This window comes from Myxococcota bacterium, assembly GCA_039030075.1.
GTDB lineage: Bacteria > Myxococcota_A > UBA9160 > UBA9160 > SMWR01 > JAHEJV01.
This window is the reverse complement of record JBCCEW010000002.1, coordinates 23,613-40,641: the sequence shown is the minus strand read 5'-3', so window position 1 is coordinate 40,641 and position 17,029 is coordinate 23,613. Positions and strand designations below refer to the sequence as shown.

Annotated in this window: 16 protein-coding genes; 1 reads left to right on the top strand and 15 read right to left on the bottom strand. The window is 69.5% G+C overall.

Annotated features, from left to right (window positions below; all coding sequences use genetic code 11):
- Nucleotides 1-94: 94 nt before the first annotated feature.
- The 9 genes from AAF430_01965 to AAF430_01925 form a co-directional block, all read right to left on the bottom strand.
- On the bottom strand, nt 95-784 hold the full coding sequence (locus tag AAF430_01965) for an ABC transporter ATP-binding protein (protein MEM7408985.1): 690 nt from the start codon (nt 782-784) through the stop codon (nt 95-97).
- Complete coding sequence (locus AAF430_01960; GenBank protein MEM7408984.1) at nt 777-2,750, bottom strand: lipoprotein-releasing ABC transporter permease subunit; 1,974 nt, start codon at nt 2,748-2,750, stop codon at nt 777-779. The genes AAF430_01965 and AAF430_01960 overlap by 8 nt, the downstream gene beginning before the upstream one ends.
- A gap of 73 nt (nt 2,751-2,823) precedes the next feature.
- A complete protein-coding gene (gene lysS, locus AAF430_01955; protein ID MEM7408983.1) occupies nt 2,824-4,323 on the bottom strand; it encodes a lysine--tRNA ligase in 1,500 nt (499 codons plus the stop codon).
- A protein-coding gene (prfB, locus tag AAF430_01950) for a peptide chain release factor 2 (GenBank protein MEM7408982.1) occupies nt 4,320-5,460 on the bottom strand; the annotation gives its coding sequence in 2 pieces (ribosomal slippage) (nt 4,320-5,375 and nt 5,377-5,460; 1,140 coding nt in all). Before prfB ends, lysS begins: the two co-directional genes overlap by 4 nt.
- A 105-nt stretch (nt 5,461-5,565) precedes the next feature.
- Complete coding sequence (gene lnt / locus AAF430_01945) at nt 5,566-7,173, bottom strand: apolipoprotein N-acyltransferase (GenBank protein MEM7408981.1); 1,608 nt, start codon at nt 7,171-7,173, stop codon at nt 5,566-5,568.
- Entirely contained in the window at nt 7,152-7,586 is a 435-nt protein-coding gene (gene ybeY, locus AAF430_01940) for an rRNA maturation RNase YbeY (GenBank protein MEM7408980.1), read from the bottom strand. Before ybeY ends, lnt begins: the two co-directional genes overlap by 22 nt.
- Nucleotides 7,583-8,488, bottom strand: a complete 906-nt coding sequence (locus tag AAF430_01935) for a PhoH family protein (GenBank protein ID MEM7408979.1) — start codon at nt 8,486-8,488, stop codon at nt 7,583-7,585. Before AAF430_01935 ends, ybeY begins: the two co-directional genes overlap by 4 nt.
- 143 nt (nt 8,489-8,631) lie before the next feature.
- Entirely contained in the window at nt 8,632-9,768 is a 1,137-nt protein-coding gene (locus AAF430_01930) for a DUF4388 domain-containing protein (protein ID MEM7408978.1), read from the bottom strand.
- The gene (locus AAF430_01925; GenBank protein MEM7408977.1) at nt 9,768-11,723 is read right to left on the bottom strand and encodes a hypothetical protein; all 1,956 of its coding nucleotides are present in this window, start codon (nt 11,721-11,723) and stop codon (nt 9,768-9,770) included. The genes AAF430_01930 and AAF430_01925 overlap by 1 nt, the downstream gene beginning before the upstream one ends.
- Before the next feature lie 169 nt (nt 11,724-11,892).
- Here AAF430_01925 and rpsT point away from each other — a divergent pair, with 169 nt between their 5' ends.
- Nucleotides 11,893-12,159: a 30S ribosomal protein S20 gene (gene rpsT, locus AAF430_01920; GenBank protein MEM7408976.1), complete on the top strand. Its 267-nt coding sequence runs from the start codon at nt 11,893-11,895 to the stop codon at nt 12,157-12,159.
- Between the two features lie 51 nt (nt 12,160-12,210).
- Here rpsT and holA read toward each other — a convergent pair whose 3' ends face one another.
- Genes holA through AAF430_01890 form a run of 6 tightly spaced genes read right to left on the bottom strand, consistent with a single transcriptional unit; the run spans nt 12,211 to nt 17,029 of the window.
- The gene (gene holA / locus AAF430_01915; protein MEM7408975.1) at nt 12,211-13,176 is read right to left on the bottom strand and encodes a DNA polymerase III subunit delta; all 966 of its coding nucleotides are present in this window, start codon (nt 13,174-13,176) and stop codon (nt 12,211-12,213) included.
- A complete protein-coding gene (gene lptE / locus AAF430_01910) occupies nt 13,173-13,751 on the bottom strand; it encodes an LPS assembly lipoprotein LptE (protein MEM7408974.1) in 579 nt (192 codons plus the stop codon). The genes holA and lptE overlap by 4 nt, the downstream gene beginning before the upstream one ends.
- A 42-nt stretch (nt 13,752-13,793) precedes the next feature.
- Complete coding sequence (locus AAF430_01905; GenBank protein ID MEM7408973.1) at nt 13,794-14,168, bottom strand: response regulator; 375 nt, start codon at nt 14,166-14,168, stop codon at nt 13,794-13,796.
- Between the two features lie 38 nt (nt 14,169-14,206).
- Nucleotides 14,207-15,025, bottom strand: coding sequence for a GAF domain-containing protein (locus AAF430_01900; protein ID MEM7408972.1), 819 nt, complete (start codon nt 15,023-15,025; stop codon nt 14,207-14,209).
- Nucleotides 15,012-16,118 (bottom strand): chemotaxis-specific protein-glutamate methyltransferase CheB, encoded by a 1,107-nt coding sequence (cheB, locus tag AAF430_01895; protein MEM7408971.1) that lies wholly within the window; start codon nt 16,116-16,118, stop codon nt 15,012-15,014. Before cheB ends, AAF430_01900 begins: the two co-directional genes overlap by 14 nt.
- Nucleotides 16,115-17,029, bottom strand: a complete 915-nt coding sequence (locus AAF430_01890) for a CheR family methyltransferase (GenBank protein MEM7408970.1) — start codon at nt 17,027-17,029, stop codon at nt 16,115-16,117. Before AAF430_01890 ends, cheB begins: the two co-directional genes overlap by 4 nt.

Here is a 17,029-nt window from a genome sequence, read left to right as displayed (position 1 = left end):
GATTCGGCCCCGCAGGTGACAAGACCCTTGCGTTTCCAGGAGCTTAGAACCCTGTCCCGGGAACCCGGAAAGAGCCCAGCGCGACCCGTGGGGGCTAGGCGAGCGTCGCTTCTTCGAGGTAGCCGTCGACCAGCTCGACCTGGCGCCCCAACCGAAGGGCGAGCTCGGGGCTGTGGGTCACCACCGCCAGCGCCGTCCCGTGTTCCCGGTTCATCTCGAGCAAGAGCTCGAGCACCTGGTCGGCGGTCTTCGGGTCGAGGTTGCCCGTGGGTTCGTCGGCCAGCAGCAGCCGCGGTTCGAGCACCAGCGCCCGCGCCACCGCCACCCGTTGGCGCTCGCCGCCCGACAGCTTCCCCACCGGGTGGTTCTCGCGGTGCCCCAGACCCACCTCGGAGAGCAGGCGCCGGGCCCGGTCACGCATCTCCTTCGCCGGACGGCCGCCGATCAGGCCCGGCATCATGACGTTCTCGCAGGCGTCGAACTCGGGCAGCAGGTGGTGGAACTGGAAGATGAAACCCAGCGACTCGTTGCGGAAGCGCGAGAGCTCGGAGGCATCGCGCGCGAAGAGATCCTCGCCATCGAAACGCACCGTGCCGCTAGTCGGACGATCGAGGGTGCCGAGCACGTGCAGCAGGGTGGACTTGCCGACCCCCGAGTTGCCCAGGATCGCCAGGCGCTCGCGCTCGTGCATGCGCAGGTTCACACCACGCAGCACTTCGATCGTCCCGTCGCCGGTGGCGAAGGAGCGCTTCAGGTCGCGGACCTCGAGCAACGGCTCACTCATATCGGAGCGACTCCACCGGATCGAGACGGGAGGCCTGGCGGCTCGGCAAGAGCGTGGCACCCAGGGCCAGCACCATCGCGACGCCCACGGCGAGGGCGATCTGCCCGGCGTCGAGTTCCGCGGGCAGCGTCGAGAACTGGTACACGCTGGCGGGCAGGGTATCGATGCCGATCACGCTCTCGATCGCCCGCTGGATGAACGCGATCCGCGCAGTGACAGCGATCCCCGCGATCACACCGAGCGCGGTACCGACCAGGCCGATCAGCGTGCCCTCGAGGGCAAAGATGCGCTCGATCGCGCTGTCCTCCGCGCCCATCGTCTTCAGGATCGCGATGTCGCTCGACTTCTCCATGATCATCATCACGAGGGTCGACACGATCGAGAAGGCCGCCACCACCATGATCATGGTGAGCAGGATGAACATCATCACCCGCTCGCTCTTCAGCGCCTGAAAGAAGGCCGGGAAGAACTCCTTCCAGTCGCGGGTGTAGAAGGGGAAACCCAGGTTGCGCTGCACCTGTTCGCCGACCGACCGCGAGCGATAGAAATCGGTGGTACGGGCTTCGATGCCGTCGACGACGTCCCCGACCCGACGGAAGTCCTGGGCCGCCGGCAGGTTCACGTAGGTGAACATCTCGTCGTACTGGAAGAAGCTCGACTCGAAGATGCCCGCGACCTGGAAGCGCTTGAGCCGGGGGGCCGGCCCGAGCGGTGTCTGGGGGCCGCCGAAGGGCGAGATGAGGAGCATCGACTCGCCGACGCGCAGCCCGAGCGATGCCGCGAGCTGGCTGCCGATCAGGATCGCCGGCTCGTCGCCGGTGTCGTTCTCGGGCAGCAGCCGATCCAGGCTGCCCTCCACGAGGTCCGATTCGAGGTCGGTCACGCCGCCCACACGCGCCGCGTCGACGCCGCGCACCCGCACGGCCACGATCTCGCCGGCCTCCCCGCGCACCATGCCCTCGGCATCGAGGAAGGGCGACGCGGCGGTCACGCCCTCGCTCCGGGAGACCGCCTCGACGATCGACGCGTAGTCGTCGATCGGCCCGAGGCCGCTCTGGACGGTGAAGTGGGCGCGATTGCCGATGATCTCGTCGCGCCAGGTGCGCTCGAAACCGTTCATCACCGACAGCACGACGATGATCAGCCAGACGCCCACGGCGATGCCGACGACGCAGATGCCGGTGATGATCGAGATGAAGGTCTGGCGCCGCTTCGCGAGCAGGTAGCGCACCGCGATGAACCACTCGGCGGTCTTGCGCGTGTCGATGATCCCGGCGATCGCGAGGGGCACCAGGCCCATCAGGGTGGCGCCGCCGAGCAGGCCGAAGAGCCCGGCACCCACCGCCGCGAGCTCGGTCGCCGGCTCGGAAACGGCCATCGCGAGCGGAATCCCCACGACGAGACTGGCGGCCAACACCCCGAACATGCGCTCGACGTCCGAGGCCATCGCGTCGGCGCGACGGCGTCGACGCCAACTCGCCCACAACGCGATCACCAGCGCCACGACGAACGGGGCGGCGGCGTAGCCGGGCTGACCCGAGCCACCGAGCACCAGGGCCGTCGCCACCCCCAGCACCACCAGAACGCCGACCAGGAGCCCGCGGGCGGGCAGGAAGCGCAGCAGGGCCGCGGCGATGCCGCTGAAGACGAGCACGCCGATCAGCGCCCGTCCGGTTCCGCGCAGGAACGCACCGAAGGAAGCGCCGTCCCCACTGCCCGACGCCTCGGGCGACTGCAGGTAGAGGCTGAAGCCGCCGAGGGCCAGCGCCCAGAACGCGATGCAGGCGATCCGCGTGGACCAGCGCCGCGAGGCGCGCGCAAAGCGCTCGAGGGCCACGACCGCCGAGCCCGTGAAGACCAGCGTCATCGCGTTGATCCCGAGGGCGATCGCAGCGATGAAGACGAGCGCGAGGGTCCCACCGGCGGCCGTCAACCAGGTCCAGAACCCGATCGCCCAGTCACCCATGTTGCACCCAATCACCCATGCCGGTCCCCATCACTCATGCGTGCGTCTCGTGAGCATCGATGCGTGTCGCCGCCTAGGCGTCCTCGCCGCCACCGTCGTCGGTGCGGGGACGCATGTGGGGGAAGGTGATCACCTCCCTCAGGTTGGGAGCATCGCACAGGATCATCACCAGGCGATCCACACCCATCCCGAGCCCACCGGTGGGCGGCAGGCCGATCTCGAGCGCCCGCAGGTAGTCCTCGTCCAGCGGATGGGCCTCTTCGTCACCGGCCTCGAGCGCGTCCCGGCCCGCCATCAGTCGCTCGCGCTGGTCGTCGGGGTCGTTGAGCTCGCTGAAGGCGTTGCCGATCTCCATCCCCGCCAGGAACGGCTCGAAGCGCTCGACCAGACGCGGGTCGTCCGGGTTGCGCTTCGCGAGGGGCGAGAGCTCGACCGGATAGTCGGTCACCAGGGTCGGCTGGATCAGGTTCGGCTCGACGTGATCGCTGAAGAGGTCGTCGACCAGCCGGCCCCAGTTCGGGGCGTCGTCCGCGTCCCACCCCTTGGACTTCACCGCCTCGGAGAGGCTGCCGAGGTCGGCGTGGGTGAGGATGTCGATGCCCGTCGCGTCGGCGATCGCGTCGCGCAGGGTCACCCGTCGCCACTCGCCTCCGAGGTCCAGCTTCTGTCCCTGGTACTCGATCTGGGTGGTGCCGTGCACGCGCTCGGCGATCTCCTGCACCAGCGACTGGGCGAGCTCCATCATGTCGGCGTAGTCGGTGTAGGCCGCGTAGCACTCCATCATGGTGAACTCGGGGTTGTGCTTGCGGGACACCCCTTCGTTGCGAAACACCCGGCCGATCTCGTAGACGCGATCCAGCCCGCCGACGACCAGCCGCTTCAGATACAGCTCGTCCGAGATGCGCAGGAAGAGTTCCTGATCGTAGGTGTTGTGGTGCGTGGTGAAGGGTCGCGCGGCGGCGCCGCCGTAGATCGGCTGGAGTACGGGCGTCTCGACCTCGAGATACCCCCGGCCGTCGAGGCTCGCGCGCATCGCGCTCACCACCTGACTGCGCTGCACGGCGATCCGGCGCGCATCCGTGTTCACCAGCAGATCGAGGTAGCGCTGTCGGAAGCGCGCCTCGACGTCGGACAGCCCGTGCCACTTCTCGGGCAGCGGGTTCAAGCCCTTCGCGGCGAGCTCGGCCTCGCGGATGTCGACGGTCAGCTCGTCGCTCTTGGTGCGCCACAGCGGACCGGAGACCCGCACGAAGTCACCGATGTCGAGCTTCTTGATGAACTGGAAGACCTCGGCGGGGAGTTCGGCCTTCTTCGCGCTGACCTGCAGCCGCTCGCCGTTCTCGAGGAGCGTCGCAAAGACCAGCTTCCCGAACACGCGGAGCGCGACCACGCGTCCCGCGATTCCGACGACGGGAGCGTCGGATTCGAGGGCGGCTGCGTCGAGGCCGTCGTACTGCTCGCGCACCCGCGCGATCGACTCGCGCGGCCCGACGCGCGGCGGATACGGGTCGACGCCCGCTTCGCGCAGCGCGGCCAGCTTCTGCCGTCGTGCTTCTCGCTCGCGCTCGCTCACGCCGACTCCGCCCCAGCGCCCGACTGCCAGAGCAGCGCGGCGCGAATGAATCGATCGAGATCGCCTTCCAGAACAGCCTCCACGTTTCCCATCTCGAGGTTGGTGCGGTGGTCCTTCACCCGCTGCTGGGGGTGCAGGGTGTAGGAGCGGATCTGACTGCCGAAGTCGATCTTCTCCTTCTCGCCCCGCAGCGCCGCCATCTTTTCCTCTTGCTCCCGGCGCGCGTGCTCATAGAGCCGCGCGCGCAACACCTTCAGCGCCGACGAACGGTTCTTGTGCTGGGACCGCTCGTTCTGACACTGCACCACGATGCCCGTCGGCAGGTGGGTGATCCGCACCGCCGAGTCGGTCTTGTTGACGTGCTGTCCGCCCGCGCCACCGGCGCGGTAGGTATCGATCCGCAGCTCGCCCTCGTCGATCTCGACCTCGATCGAATCGTCGATCTGCGGAAATACGCTGAGGCTGGCGAAGGCCGTGTGGCGTCGGGCCTGGGAGTCGAAGGGCGAGATGCGCACCAGCCGGTGAACGCCCTCCTCCGGGCGCAGGTAGCCGAAGGCGTAATCGCCCTCGGCGGTGAAGGTGACGCTGCGCACCCCGGCTTCGTCCCCGTCCTGGACGTCGAGGATCTCGGTCTTGTACTCGTTCTTCTCGCACCAGCGGAGATACATGCGCAGCAGCATCTCGGCCCAGTCGCAGGCATCGGTGCCGCCCGCGCCGGCGTTGATCGAGACGATCGCGCCGCCCCCGTCGTGCTCCCCACCCAGCAGGCGACGCAGTTCAGCGTCGTCGAGCTCGGACGCCGTGGCGTCGAGCTTCTCGCCCGCCTCGACCCGGGTCTCGTCGTCGTCGGCCTCGGCCGCCAGCTCGAGCAGGACTTCCACGTCGTCGAAGGCGGCGTTCAGGCCGTCGACGTGGGCGAGCTCCCGCTCGGCGTTGCGCTTCTCGCGCAACACCCGCTCTGCCCGCTCTCGATCGTTCCAAAGCTCCGGATCCGCCGACTCCCCTTCCAGGGAGACGACGCGCTCTCGCAAACTGGCGAGGTCAAAGATGCCCCCGGAGCTCGTCCCAGCGGGTCCGCAAGGCGCGGAGCCGCTCGCCGAGCTCGTGGTCGGTGGGCACGGGCTTGGGTTCGGTCATGGTTCTCCCAGACTCCCAGACTTCTCCGAGACTCTCAGAAAGCTGGAAGGCTCCCAGCAGAAAGGACTCCCAGAGGGAGGCGAGGCGGGGTGGCGGGAGCATTCCTCATTCGGCCGAGGACCGCACCTCTGTCTTGCCCCGGCGGAGCCCGAACGCGACCACACCGAGCGCAGCGAGCCACGCCGTGCCGACGAAGACGGGTCCGAAGGTCGTATAGAAGGTGGCTGCCGCCGGAGACGCGTGGAGCGGGACGTCGTGGACACGCCAGGCGCTCTCGAAGATCGGGGTGGGCTGGTGGACCCCGCCGCGGGCGTCCACGAAGGCCGAGACCCCGGTGTTCGCCGCGCGCCCCAACCACACGCCGGTCTCCACCGAGCGCAGCGCGGTGATCGCGAGGAACTGGTAGGGAGCACCGGTGCGTCCGTACCAGGCATCGTTGGTGATCCCGAGCAGGAGCTGGCTGCCGTCGCGCACGAATTCGCGCACCAGGCTCGGAAACAGCAGCTCGTAGCAGATGGGAACCCCGATCCGAACCGGTCGGCCGTCGGCCAGCTCGACCTCGATCGCGCGCGGGCGTTCCCCGGGCGTCACGCCCGTGGTGGCGATCCCGCGCGCCACGGCCGACAGAAACCGCCCGATCAAAGCCTGAAAGGGAACGTACTCGCCGAAAGGAACCAGGTGGGTCTTGTCGTAGCGGTCGATCCGCTGCCCCGTCGGGTCGAAGACGAAGGCACTGTCGTAGAAGCGGCTCGGCCTTCCGGTCTCGGAGAAGGCGAGGCCGACCGCGCCCACGACCAACACCGCGCGGGTCTCGCGCGCGAGCCGTGCGAGACGCTGCTCGAGGCGGGGATCGCTCTCCACCCCGCCCGGCACGGCCGTCTCGGGCCAGGCGATGATCGCCGCGCCCGCGGCGGCGGCCTGGCGGGTCAGGGATTCGTAGTCGGCCAGGGTCCGCTCGCGGAAGGCGGCGTCCCACTTGTCGCCCTGGTCGACGTTTCCCTGCACGACGCCCACGCGCACGACCTCGTCGCTCGGAGTGGGCCCCGGGGCGAACGCCGCCAGGCCATGGGCCGCCACCACACAAGCGAGCGCCGCCCAGGTGCCGCGGCCGGTCGCCCTGCCCGCCCGCCGTGCCTGCGCCCATTCGGCGGCGGCGAGCCCTCCGAGCGCCGTGACGAAGCTCAGGCCGTACACGCCCGTGAAGCTCGCCAGGCCGAGCAACCACGCGTTGCCGTGTTGGGCGTAGCCGAGGCTCGCCCAGGGAAACCCGGTGAGGACGAAGCTGCGGCCGTGTTCGAGCAGGGTCCACAGGAGCGCCAGCGTCCACGCGGACGCGAGCCCCCGCGCGCTGAGCCACGCGAAGCCCGCGCCGAAGGCGGCGCCGAACGCGGCGATGTACAGCGCCAGCCCGATCGGGGCCACGACACCGATCAGAGGATGAGCGTGCCCGTAGTGCACGGTCACGACGTAGATCCAGTGCAGGATCGCCGTGTAGCCCACCCAGAAGACGGCGCCGCCGGCGAGTGTGGCTGCTTTCAGCGGCAGGCCGCGCAGCACGAGGACGACGGCCACCGGCGCGAGCCACGCCAACCAGGGCCCGGCATCGACGACCGTGCCGAAGACGGGCTGAGGAAACGACGCAAACAAGAGCAGGGCCGCGACCGCGCCCCCCGCCAACCGCGCGCGCCGGGTCAGCCCTGCAGCATCCGCCACAGCCGTCGCTCCTCAGCACGCATCGCGCGCGCCTCTTCGTCTTCCTCGTGGTCGTGCCCCAAGAGGTGGAGGGTGCCGTGGATCAGCAGAAAGAGCACTTCGTCGTCCAGGCTGCGACGCCGCCGGCGTGCCTGTCGCTCAGCGGTTTCGAGGCTGACGATGACGTCTCCGAGCATGCTCCCACGCAGTTCGGTGTGGGCCCCCTCTAGGAGCGAGAACGACAGGACGTCGGTGGGGCCGTCCTTGCCGCGGTACTCGGTATTGAGCTCGGCGATCGCCGCGTCGTCGACGAGCGCGACCGACAGCTCGGCGTCGGCACAGTCCAGGGCCCGCAGGACCCGCTGGGCCTGACGGCGCAGGCGTCGTCGGTCGACGCGGGGGAGTCCGCGGCGCCCCTGCAGGCGCACGCTCATTCGGCGGAGTGGCCGCCCTCGCCCGAGCGCCGTCGTTCGGCACGGTCGTAGGCGCGCAGGATCGTCTGCACCAGCGGGTGTCGGACGACATCCCGATCGGTGAAGTGCATGAACCCGATACCGTCGACCCCTTCGAGCACGTCCATCGCCTCGATCAGCCCGCTGCGCTTGTCGCGCGGCAGGTCGACCTGGGTGACGTCGCCGGTCACGACCACCTTCGACTCGAAGCCGAGCCGCGTGAGGAACATCTTCATCTGCTCGGGGGTCGTGTTCTGCGCTTCGTCGAGAATGACGAACGCATCGTTCAGGGTCCGACCGCGCATGAACGCGAGCGGCGCGACCTCGATCGCCCCCCGCTCCATCAGCCGGGTCGACTTCTCGTAGTCCATCATGTCGCCAAGTGCGTCGTAGAGCGGACGGAGATAGGGGTTCACCTTCTCGGCCATCGTGCCGGGCAGGAAGCCCAGGCGCTCGCCGGCCTCGACGGCAGGACGCGTCAGCACGACCCGCGCAACCTCGTGACGGTTGAGTGCAGCGATCGCCATGGCCATCGCGAGATAGGTCTTGCCCGTGCCCGCCGGTCCGATCGAAAAGACGGCGTCGTGCTTGCGGATCAGGTCGACGTACTGGCGCTGGGCCAGCGTCTTCGCTCCGATCCGGCGCCGCGATCCGACGTCCCCGAGGACATCGTCGGTGGTCTCGGCGAGATCGACGTCGGGTTGTTGCGTCACCATACGCACTGCGTCCCGTACTTCGCGGGCCCCCACCTGGGACCCCGACTTGAGCACTCCGTAGAGATGCTCGAGCACCTTCCGCGCCAGTCCCACCTCGCCGACCGGCCCGACCAACCGTACCTCGTTCCCACGCGCTCCGGCGTGGATGCCGAACTCTTCCTCGAGCACGCGCAGGGTGCGATCGCCTTCGCCGTAGAGTGCCGCGGCGGTGGCGTTGTCGTCGAAGACCAGCGTCTGGCGGGTGTTGGGGTCGGTGCGGTTCAGAGGGATCCTCGGAAGGGCGCGCCGCGATTCAGCCCGTGGCGGCGCGCTCAGCGGTCGGGGCCCAGAAAGACCCAGCCTTCCGCTTGCTGTTGAGAATAGTAGGGACGGCCCCTGGGAGCTGCCAACGCGTCGCGGTCGAGAAGACCCGCCGCCTCCACGTCAGCGAGGGATTCGGGCCAATCGCCGTGATGGAAGCGGTACGCCTCGATGGCGTGGCGCGCGGCCCGTGTCGCGTAGGCGTCCTCGAGCTCCGCCAGGGTGGCCCGTGCAACGGGACCGCCGGGGGTCGGCTCGGGTGCGGCCATCGATTCGGCGGCGGTCCACCACACGACGCCGGCCAGGATGGCGAGCGGGATCGCGGCGGCGATGGCGCGGCGCGCCGCCGAGGGACGGCCGGTCGGCGTGGTCGACCGAGCGACGCGGCGCACGTGACGCACGCTCTCGGGGTGGAGCGGCCGAATCGCGTCCGCCTCGCGCAGCTCGGCAAGGCCGCGCATGCCGTCGAACGTGCCGAGCTGGGCCAGGTCGATCACGCGACGCGCGGAGAGCCGTCCGTCGACGCGCTGGAACACGCGCTCGGCGCGGGCGCGGGCCTCGGCGTCGTCACGACCGAGCTTCTCGAGGTAGCGCTCGAAGCGTCCCGAGCGTTGGAACACGGTCTCCTCGCTCGGCACCAGGTCGGCGAAGCTCTGCCACTCGTCGACCATGCGCAGACCGTCCATCAGGATCTGCTCGGCGCCGAGCAGCTGGGAGCGGTCGCGCGTGTGGGACACCTCTTGTGCGCGGAAGTCGAAGGTCCCCGTGCGCCAGCGCAGCACCTCGAAGATCGTGTCGCGGGTCACGAGCTCTTCGGCGCTCTCGATCTGGTCGTCGGGAAGCCACTCGCGCTCGCGCAACGTACTCGCCAGCGTCTGCGCCGAAGCGCGACAGGCCTGCACCGCCTCTTCCGCCCGATCGCGGGTGAGCAGACCGCAGCGGATGAGCCGGTCGGCCAGCGGGTCGAGTTCGCCCGCGCGGCCGCTGGCCGGCGCGGCCGAGACCACCATGCCTTCGTCGAACACGAGCTGCGCTCGCGTCGTCTCGGACTTCAGCTCGAGCACACCCGTCTTGCGCTGTTGCCCGATCAGCTGGAAGACATCGGCGATGCCGAAGTCGACGAGGTTTCCCGAGAGGCCGACGGACACTAGGCGCGCCTCCGACTGGCCAGCGAGGTCGCGACGACCAGGCCGTAGAGAAGGGTCGCGATCGCGGCGAGCCCGACGAACACCAGGGTCGCGGCGCTCCCGGCCACGAACGGATCCGGAACGATGCCCTCGCGCCAGATCAGTGCCGCGGCGGCCAGGGTGAAGAACAGGGCACCGAGCCAGGTGCGCAGCGGCTTCTCGGCGAGCAGTCCCGCGGCGCCGGGCACGACCACCGAGACGAGCGTCGAGAGCCGATCCATCCGGCGCTCGCGGTTGCGCAGAGCGTTGACACGCTCGAGCCGCAGGACGCGGTCCGTCTTCTCGGGCTGGTGGAACAGGCGGTGACAGCCCGAGCACATCTCACCGCGGCTCGAGTTGCAGCGCGGACACATGCGCCCGCCGCAGCGCGGACACCAGCGCGCGGGGTGGATCCGCGATCCGAACAGACTCCCACCGAGGATCACGACCAGCGCGACCCCGGCAAACAGGGTCCAGTCGCGGCCGAGGGCACCCGGGGCAAAGCGGGCGCGGAACTCGGAGGCGACGGTCTCCCCGGCGCCCGGACGCATCGCGCGCGACCAGAAGAGATCGTGGGTGAGCGGGTAGTCGACGACGAAGCCTTCGGTGTCGGTTCCCTGCAGCGCCGTCAGGCGGGCCACCAGGTCGCCACCGACGCGCTGCGCTTCGGCGATGGTGCGGTTCAGATCCTCGACCTGGAACGCCCGGCCGTAGGCCTGGGCCAGGTTGAACAGGACGACGGGCGACTGACCCAGCTCGGCGGCGCGCCCGTAGAACTCGAGCGCGCTCTCCATGTGACCCAGCTCGAGGCGGACGTTGGCGGCGTTGTTGAGCGCACCGACGTCGTTCGCCCCCGCGGCGAGCAGTTCCTGGTAGAGCTTGTCGGCCTCGCCGAGGTTTCCCGCGCGGCGGGCCAGCACGGCGAGTCCGCGCATCGCCATCGGATCCGATTCGACGGCCGCTTCGAGCCGAGCCCGATCGACCGGTGTCGCGAGGCCCTGCCCCACCGAGAAGGCCGCCCGGGCCACCGGGTCCTCGGGGAGCGCCGCCAGGGCGGCACCGGCCGCGCGAATCACCGGATACGCGCCGAGGCCGATCCCGACCACCGCCAGGAAGAGCGCCACGCGATGCGCGCGCTTGCCGTAGATCACCGCGATGCCCGCGAAGGCGAGTGCCAGGCCGAGGAGCCCCTCGCCCAGGGCGAGCGGCAGCAATAGGAGCGACGCCAGCGCCGCGGCGCAGCCGAAGCCGGGCATGTGGCTGGAGAAGAAGTGGCCGAGGTCGTGGGAGGCATGGGGCAGCGCGGCGATCCCCACGAGTCCGATTGCGAGCAGGCCGCCCATCACCAGGGCGAAGGCGAGGAAATAGAGCGCGGAGCCGCCGAACCAGAAGCTGGCCTCGAGGTGCCCGGCGATGGCCTGCACCGCCGAAACCAGCGAGCGCACGGCCGCCATCGGCGAATCGCCGCTGAGCCAGATCGCCTTCGCCAGCCGCATGTGGGCGGCGGGGAGATGGGGCGCCAGCTCGACCGCCGCCTGGGCGCGGTCGAGGTCGCTGCCGTCGACTTCGCCGGCGATCAGCACGCGGGCGGCCGGGTCGAGGTTCCAGGCACCGAGCTCGAACGAGGCCCGTCGGGTCTCCCGGACGCGCTCGTCGAGGTGGCTTCGCTCCGCCTGCCAGACGTCTTCGAGCAGCGAGCTCCAGTTCGGCTCGGCGGGCGCGGGCACCGCGGCCGCAGCGCGATCCCCCGTGGGGGCCTGGTCTGCCGGGACGGGGTCGCCAGGGGCCTCTCCGTGGAGCTCCGCAACCTCGGGCGGAGCCGCCAGGGGGGGGTCGGCGAGGGTCGCCTCCTGAGCCCCGCTGGCCAGGGCGAGCAGGCCCGTGGCGCAGAGCGCCCACGCGACGGCGATTCGGTTCGCCCGTCCGCGCCTCGTCATCCCTCTCCCCTCCCGATCGGCGTACGCATCCGCCGGCCGTATCGGCACCCCCGCGCCGGCGCTGAACCCCGGCAACCCCTGGAAAGCGTGGCGAGAATCCACCCCGCCCGGCCCTCGACACGGCTCCCGCGAGCCAGTACTTTTCCGCGCCTCCGAGAAAGGGCTCCCATTGGCCAACCACGCCTCCGCCAAGAAGCGCGCACGACAGGACCTCAAGCGACGCGCGCGCAACCGCCACATCCGCGGGCTCCTCAAGAGCGCCATCAAGCGCGCGCGCACCGCGGTCGGCGCTGGTGAGGGCGACGCGGCCCGCGATGCCGTCCGCCTGGCCGAGCGCGAGATCCGGCGCGCCGCCTCGAAGGGCGTGCTCTCGAAGAAGCAGGCGAGCCGAAAGGTCTCGCGCCTCGCGCGCAGCCTGCACGCCTCGTCTTCCTAGCGGCGCCACTCCGCGCCCCGACGGGCTTACGATCGCCGGTCTGCGAGAGCGCTAGACCGCGAGTGCGATCACCACGCGTTCGAGCGCCAGCTCCGGACGCAATGCACCGCTTCCCTTGAGCGCGAGGTCGGTCTCGTGAAGCGCACCTAGCGCGGAGCGCAGCCGGTTCGCGCCATACCGGCGCGCCTGGGTCGCGAGCTTCTTCCGCACGAACGGGGGGCCGGGCACCTCCGCCCCCGACGCCGTCCGCAGCAGACGGCGGAAGTGGGAGACCAGCGCGCCCAACACCACCGGCGGCGGTGCGCCGCTGCCGAGCAACCGGCCGAGCACGCGCAGCGCGTCGGCCGTGCGACCCTCGCCGATGGCGTCGGTGAGGTCCCAGACGGGCTCCTCGGTCGCGAGCACCGTCCCCGCCGACACGTGGGCCGCGGTCACCGCTTCGCCGGGCCCGGCAAGCAAGGCGAGCTTCGCGATCTCCTGTCGGAGCAGCAGCAGCTGGGGGCCCACGCGTTCGGCGAGCGCCTCGGCGACGCCGCGTTCGAGGGTCACCGACTGGCGTTTCGCCTCGGCCCGGGCGAACGCGGCGATTTCGCGGGCGCGCTTCGGCGCTTCGCAGCCCACCACCGCGTCCCCGAACGCCTTGACCCAGCGCGCCCGCTTGTCGGGCTTCGTGGATGCCACGACCAGCACGGCGTCGCTGGCATCGGCCTCCCCCACCCAATCTCCCACGGCTTCGAGCAACGCCTTGTTGCCACCGCGCTTCGCGTCGGGGTCGATGAGCGACACCAGGCGCCGCGGGGCGAACACGGGCAGCGTACGCAGCGCATCCACGAGCGGGCCCGGCGCAACGCTGGCGTCGAAGCGGTCGAAGTTGAACTCGGGATCGGCGTCCCCGAGGACCGCGGTGCGGAGCAGTCCCAGCGCGTCTTCGCGCAGCAGCGGTTCGTCGCCCGCCAGGAGGTAGGCCGAGCGCGGGCTGCCCGCGCCGAGTTCTTGCTCCAGGTCTTCCAGGTTCACGACGGATCTCCCGGGGGGCCGGGTTCCGGGGTGGCTGCGCTCACGGCCAGCTGATCGAGGAAGCGCGCCGCCAAGGTACGCGAAATGCGTCGCAACGCCTCGACCCGGTTCTTGCGTTGGGCTTCTGCGTCGGCGCTGGCCAGGAAGCGCTCGGTCTCGCGGAAACGCTGGGGGTCGAAGCGCAGCTCACGCCCGTCGGTCGCCGTCGCCGTCAGGTCGAGGCCGAGGGTGAGTTCGTACTCGAGGGTCAGGACGACCGGGGACAGGCTGGCGGCGGCCACGCGCAGGGGAAGCACCTGTCCCGCGACGACCCAGTCTGCGCCGTCGGGGTCCTCGGTGAGCCGCGCCCCGGGTCGACGCATCACCTCGCGGCGCAACGCATCGGCCACGACGAAGTGGAGACCGCCCTCCCCCGACGCGTTCCGTGGCGTCTCGATGGCGACCGCTCCGAGTTGGGGAGCGTCGGAAGCGCCTGCCCAGGTGTAGCCGCAACCGGTTCCGACGCTGAACAGAGCAACGCCAGACAGAGCGACGCGGGCCAGGGCCGCCCAGGCGATCGATGCAAACCGCGACACGCGGGGAACGTACCACCTCCCCTGCGCGCCCGGGACGCGGGGTCAGCGTGGTTTCAGCAGGTCTCGCACCACCGAGAGAACGCGGTTCGCCTGGATCGGTTTGCACAGGTACTCGTTCGCCCCGAGCTCCAGGGCGCGCTCGCGATCCTCGTTCGCACCTTCGGTCGTGATCACGACGATCGGAATCTGGGCCAATGACTCATCCCCTCGGATCAGCTGGATCAGCTTCAGGCCGTCCATCACTGGCATGTTGATGTCGATCAGTGCGATGTCGAAATCGTCGCTGGAGATCTTGCGCAGGCCGTCCATCCCGTCCTGGGCTTCGACGATCTCGACGTCCTTCATCCGTCGCAGCGCGAAGCACAAGAGCTGCCGCATAGTCGGGCTGTCTTCGACGATCAGAACTCGATAACTCATGGATTGTCCCCGTGGAGGAGTCGGCGTGGCGCGCTGGGTCAGCGCGCCAGAAGGTCGATGAATCCCTGGATCGTGCTGAGCTTTCGCTCGGACTGGGAGTAGAGGCGCGCGGCGAACAGCGCCGTCGCGGCGTGCCCGCCGAGCATGTTGAAGAGCTCGTGGTCGAGCGGGCTGAAGCCGTCCTTCTGGGACAGCAGTGCATAGACCGCGATGGCGCCGATCAGCTTGCCGTGGATCACGAGCGGTACGCAAACGACGGGCTTCTCGAGGTCCCCGGAGAAGTCGTTCTCCCAGCACTTCGCTTCACCATTCATCACCGCCTCGCCCAGCGGGCCCTCGCCCAGCTGCACGTGGGGGAAGGCCGAGACCTCCTCTCCCTCGGAGGCCACGGCCCTCAGGTGGGCGCTCTCCTCGTCGTAGAGGTAGACGGCGAACACCTCGGCGCCGATCAGGTTGATCACGATCTCCATGATGATCTTGACGACCTCATCGAGATCCAGGGTCGAGTGCAGCTGGTAGCTCGCAACGTAGAGGTTGGCGAGGTTGTTGTTCTCCTCTTCCACCTCCACGTAGCGCTGGGCGAACTGGTCGTTCTCTTCCTCGACCTGATCGAGACGCTCGCGCACGTCGGTGTATTCGGCCTCGAGCGTACTGATGCGCTCGACGAGCTCCTGACGCAGCTTCGCCCATTCCTCTGGATTCTGGGCCGCCATCTCCTGGCGGTCCGCGAATCGCATCAGCCGCTCGCGCAGCCGCTTGTTCTCTTCGAGCAGCTCGCGCGTGAACGCAGCTCCTCGATTGAAGAGGGCGAGGAACTCCTCGGCCCGCGAAAACAGATTCTGGTCACTCTCTCTCATCAGCGCCCCCTGCTGGCACGAATGGTTGCGTCGGCGACGAAACGCGGGTGGCGGCCCCCAGGCCGTTCCCGCCCAGACTCGCGGCGATGTCGGGGAGCGGAAGCACCGCCTCCACCACGCCCTCACGGATCGCCTGTCGCGGCATGCCGAAGATCACGGCCGTTTCTTCCGATTCCGCGATCACTCGACCGCCGTTCTCGGCGACCGACGCGGCACCGCGCCGCCCGTCGTCGCCCATCCCGGTGAGCACGACCCCCAAGAGGTCGCGCCCGAAGCTCTTTGCCGCAGTCTCGAAGAGCCGGTCGACCGACGGCGTGTACTTGTCCGACAGCCCCGGCTCCGACAGTCGTGTGCGCGGACCGTAGGCTCCGGACTCGATCTCGAGATGACACCCGCCCGGGGCGATCAGCACGGTGCCCGGCGCAAGCGGCTCCCCGTCGGACGCCTCCCGCGCCTCCATTACCGTCAGGCGGTTCAACCGCTCTGCGAACCCTTGGGTGAAACCCTTCGGCATGTGCTGCGCCACCAGGAACGTGGTTTCGGGCTGCGAAGTGAACGAGCCGAAGATCTCCATCAGGGCAGCGGGCCCACCGGTGGAGGACCCGATCGCGACCACGCCGGGCAGGCGCAGCGGGTCCGGCGGCCGCGCGCGAAAACGCGCCGTTTGAGAGCGATCGCGGACCCGGTCGATGCGCAGATCGCGAATCGAGTGCACCTTCCGAATCAGCTCGCGCTCGATCGAAGCGAGCACCGGAGCAGCGCGCGGTGTCGGCTTGGTGATGAAGTCGACGGCGCCGAGCTCGAGGGCCTTCCAGACGTCGTCCTCGCGCATCCGACCGCTGATCACCAGCACCGGAGTCGGCTGACGGCTCATGACGAGCCGCAGGAAGGTGAAGCCGTTCATCTTCGGCATCTCGAGATCGAGGGTGATCAGGTCCGGCGATAGCGCGAACGTCTTCTGAAGCGCCTCCTCGCCGTCGCGCGCCACGCCCACCACCTCGACGAGAGGCGACACCGAGAGCATGCGCGAGATCGCCTGACGGCTGAACGCCGAGTCGTCGATCACCAGCACGCGAATCGGATCGCGCGTCACGACGACTCCTCCACTTCGCGGATCGCTTCGCGCGCCGCGAGATGCCACGGGTCGGGCAGCGAGAGGCCCGGTGCCGGACGCCGGTACACGAGGTCCTGGCGCAGCGAACGCAGCTCGAGGGAGGTGGAGAGATTGATCAGGGATTCGGAGTGGCCGAGCAGCAGATGGCCACCGGGCCGGAGCTTCTCCTCGAAGGTCTGGATGACCTGGGTCTTCCCGGCCTTGTCGAAGTAGATGATGACGTTGCGGCAGAGGATCACGTCCATCGCGCCGAGCAGCGCCACCTTCGAGCCGTCCATCAGGTTGAGATGGATGAAGTCGACGGACCGGCGGATCTCGTCGGCGACCTGCCACTGCCCTTCTTTCTCGACGAAGTAGCGCTCGCGGAGGGAATCCTCGGTCTCGCGGAACGAATTCTCGCGGTAGAGGCCGGCACGCGCCCGCTGCATCATGCGACGCGAGATGTCGGAGGCGTAGACGCGAAGCTCGCCGCCGAGATCGACGCCTGCTTCCTTTGCGAGCATGACGATGCTGTAGGGCTCTTCACCGCTCGAGCATCCCGCCGACCACACACAGACTGGCCCGCCGCCCTGTTCACGCCGGGAGGCGAGCGCCTCCGGCAGGATCTCGCGGACCAGCGCGTTCAGCTGACCTCGCTCACGGAAGAAGTAGGTCTCGTTCGTCGTGAGTTCGTCGATCAGGCGCGAGAGCTCGCCGTCGCGGCGCGAATCGTGCGAGATCTCGTGGTGGTAGGCCGCGAAGGAAGAGACCGCCAGATCGCGCATGCGGCGCGCAACGCGGTTCTCGAGGAGGAGTCGGGTGTCCGGCCCGAAGTGGAGACCGCAATGGGACTGCACCAGCCGTGCGAACAGCCGGTACTCCCCGTCGGTCATCTTGGGTCGGGCGTCCAT

Coding starts and splice junctions, on each gene's coding strand:
- AAF430_01890 (MEM7408970.1), bottom strand. CDS start 17,029: ATGGACGCCCGACCCAAGATGACCGACGGGGAGTACCGGCTGTTCGCA.
- AAF430_01925 (MEM7408977.1), bottom strand. CDS start 11,723: ATGACGAGGCGCGGACGGGCGAACCGAATCGCCGTCGCGTGGGCGCTC.
- AAF430_01900 (MEM7408972.1), bottom strand. CDS start 15,025: ATGAGAGAGAGTGACCAGAATCTGTTTTCGCGGGCCGAGGAGTTCCTC.
- AAF430_01960 (MEM7408984.1), bottom strand. CDS start 2,750: ATGGGTGACTGGGCGATCGGGTTCTGGACCTGGTTGACGGCCGCCGGT.
- AAF430_01965 (MEM7408985.1), bottom strand. CDS start 784: ATGAGTGAGCCGTTGCTCGAGGTCCGCGACCTGAAGCGCTCCTTCGCC.
- ybeY (MEM7408980.1), bottom strand. CDS start 7,586: ATGAGCGTGCGCCTGCAGGGGCGCCGCGGACTCCCCCGCGTCGACCGA.
- AAF430_01905 (MEM7408973.1), bottom strand. CDS start 14,168: ATGAGTTATCGAGTTCTGATCGTCGAAGACAGCCCGACTATGCGGCAG.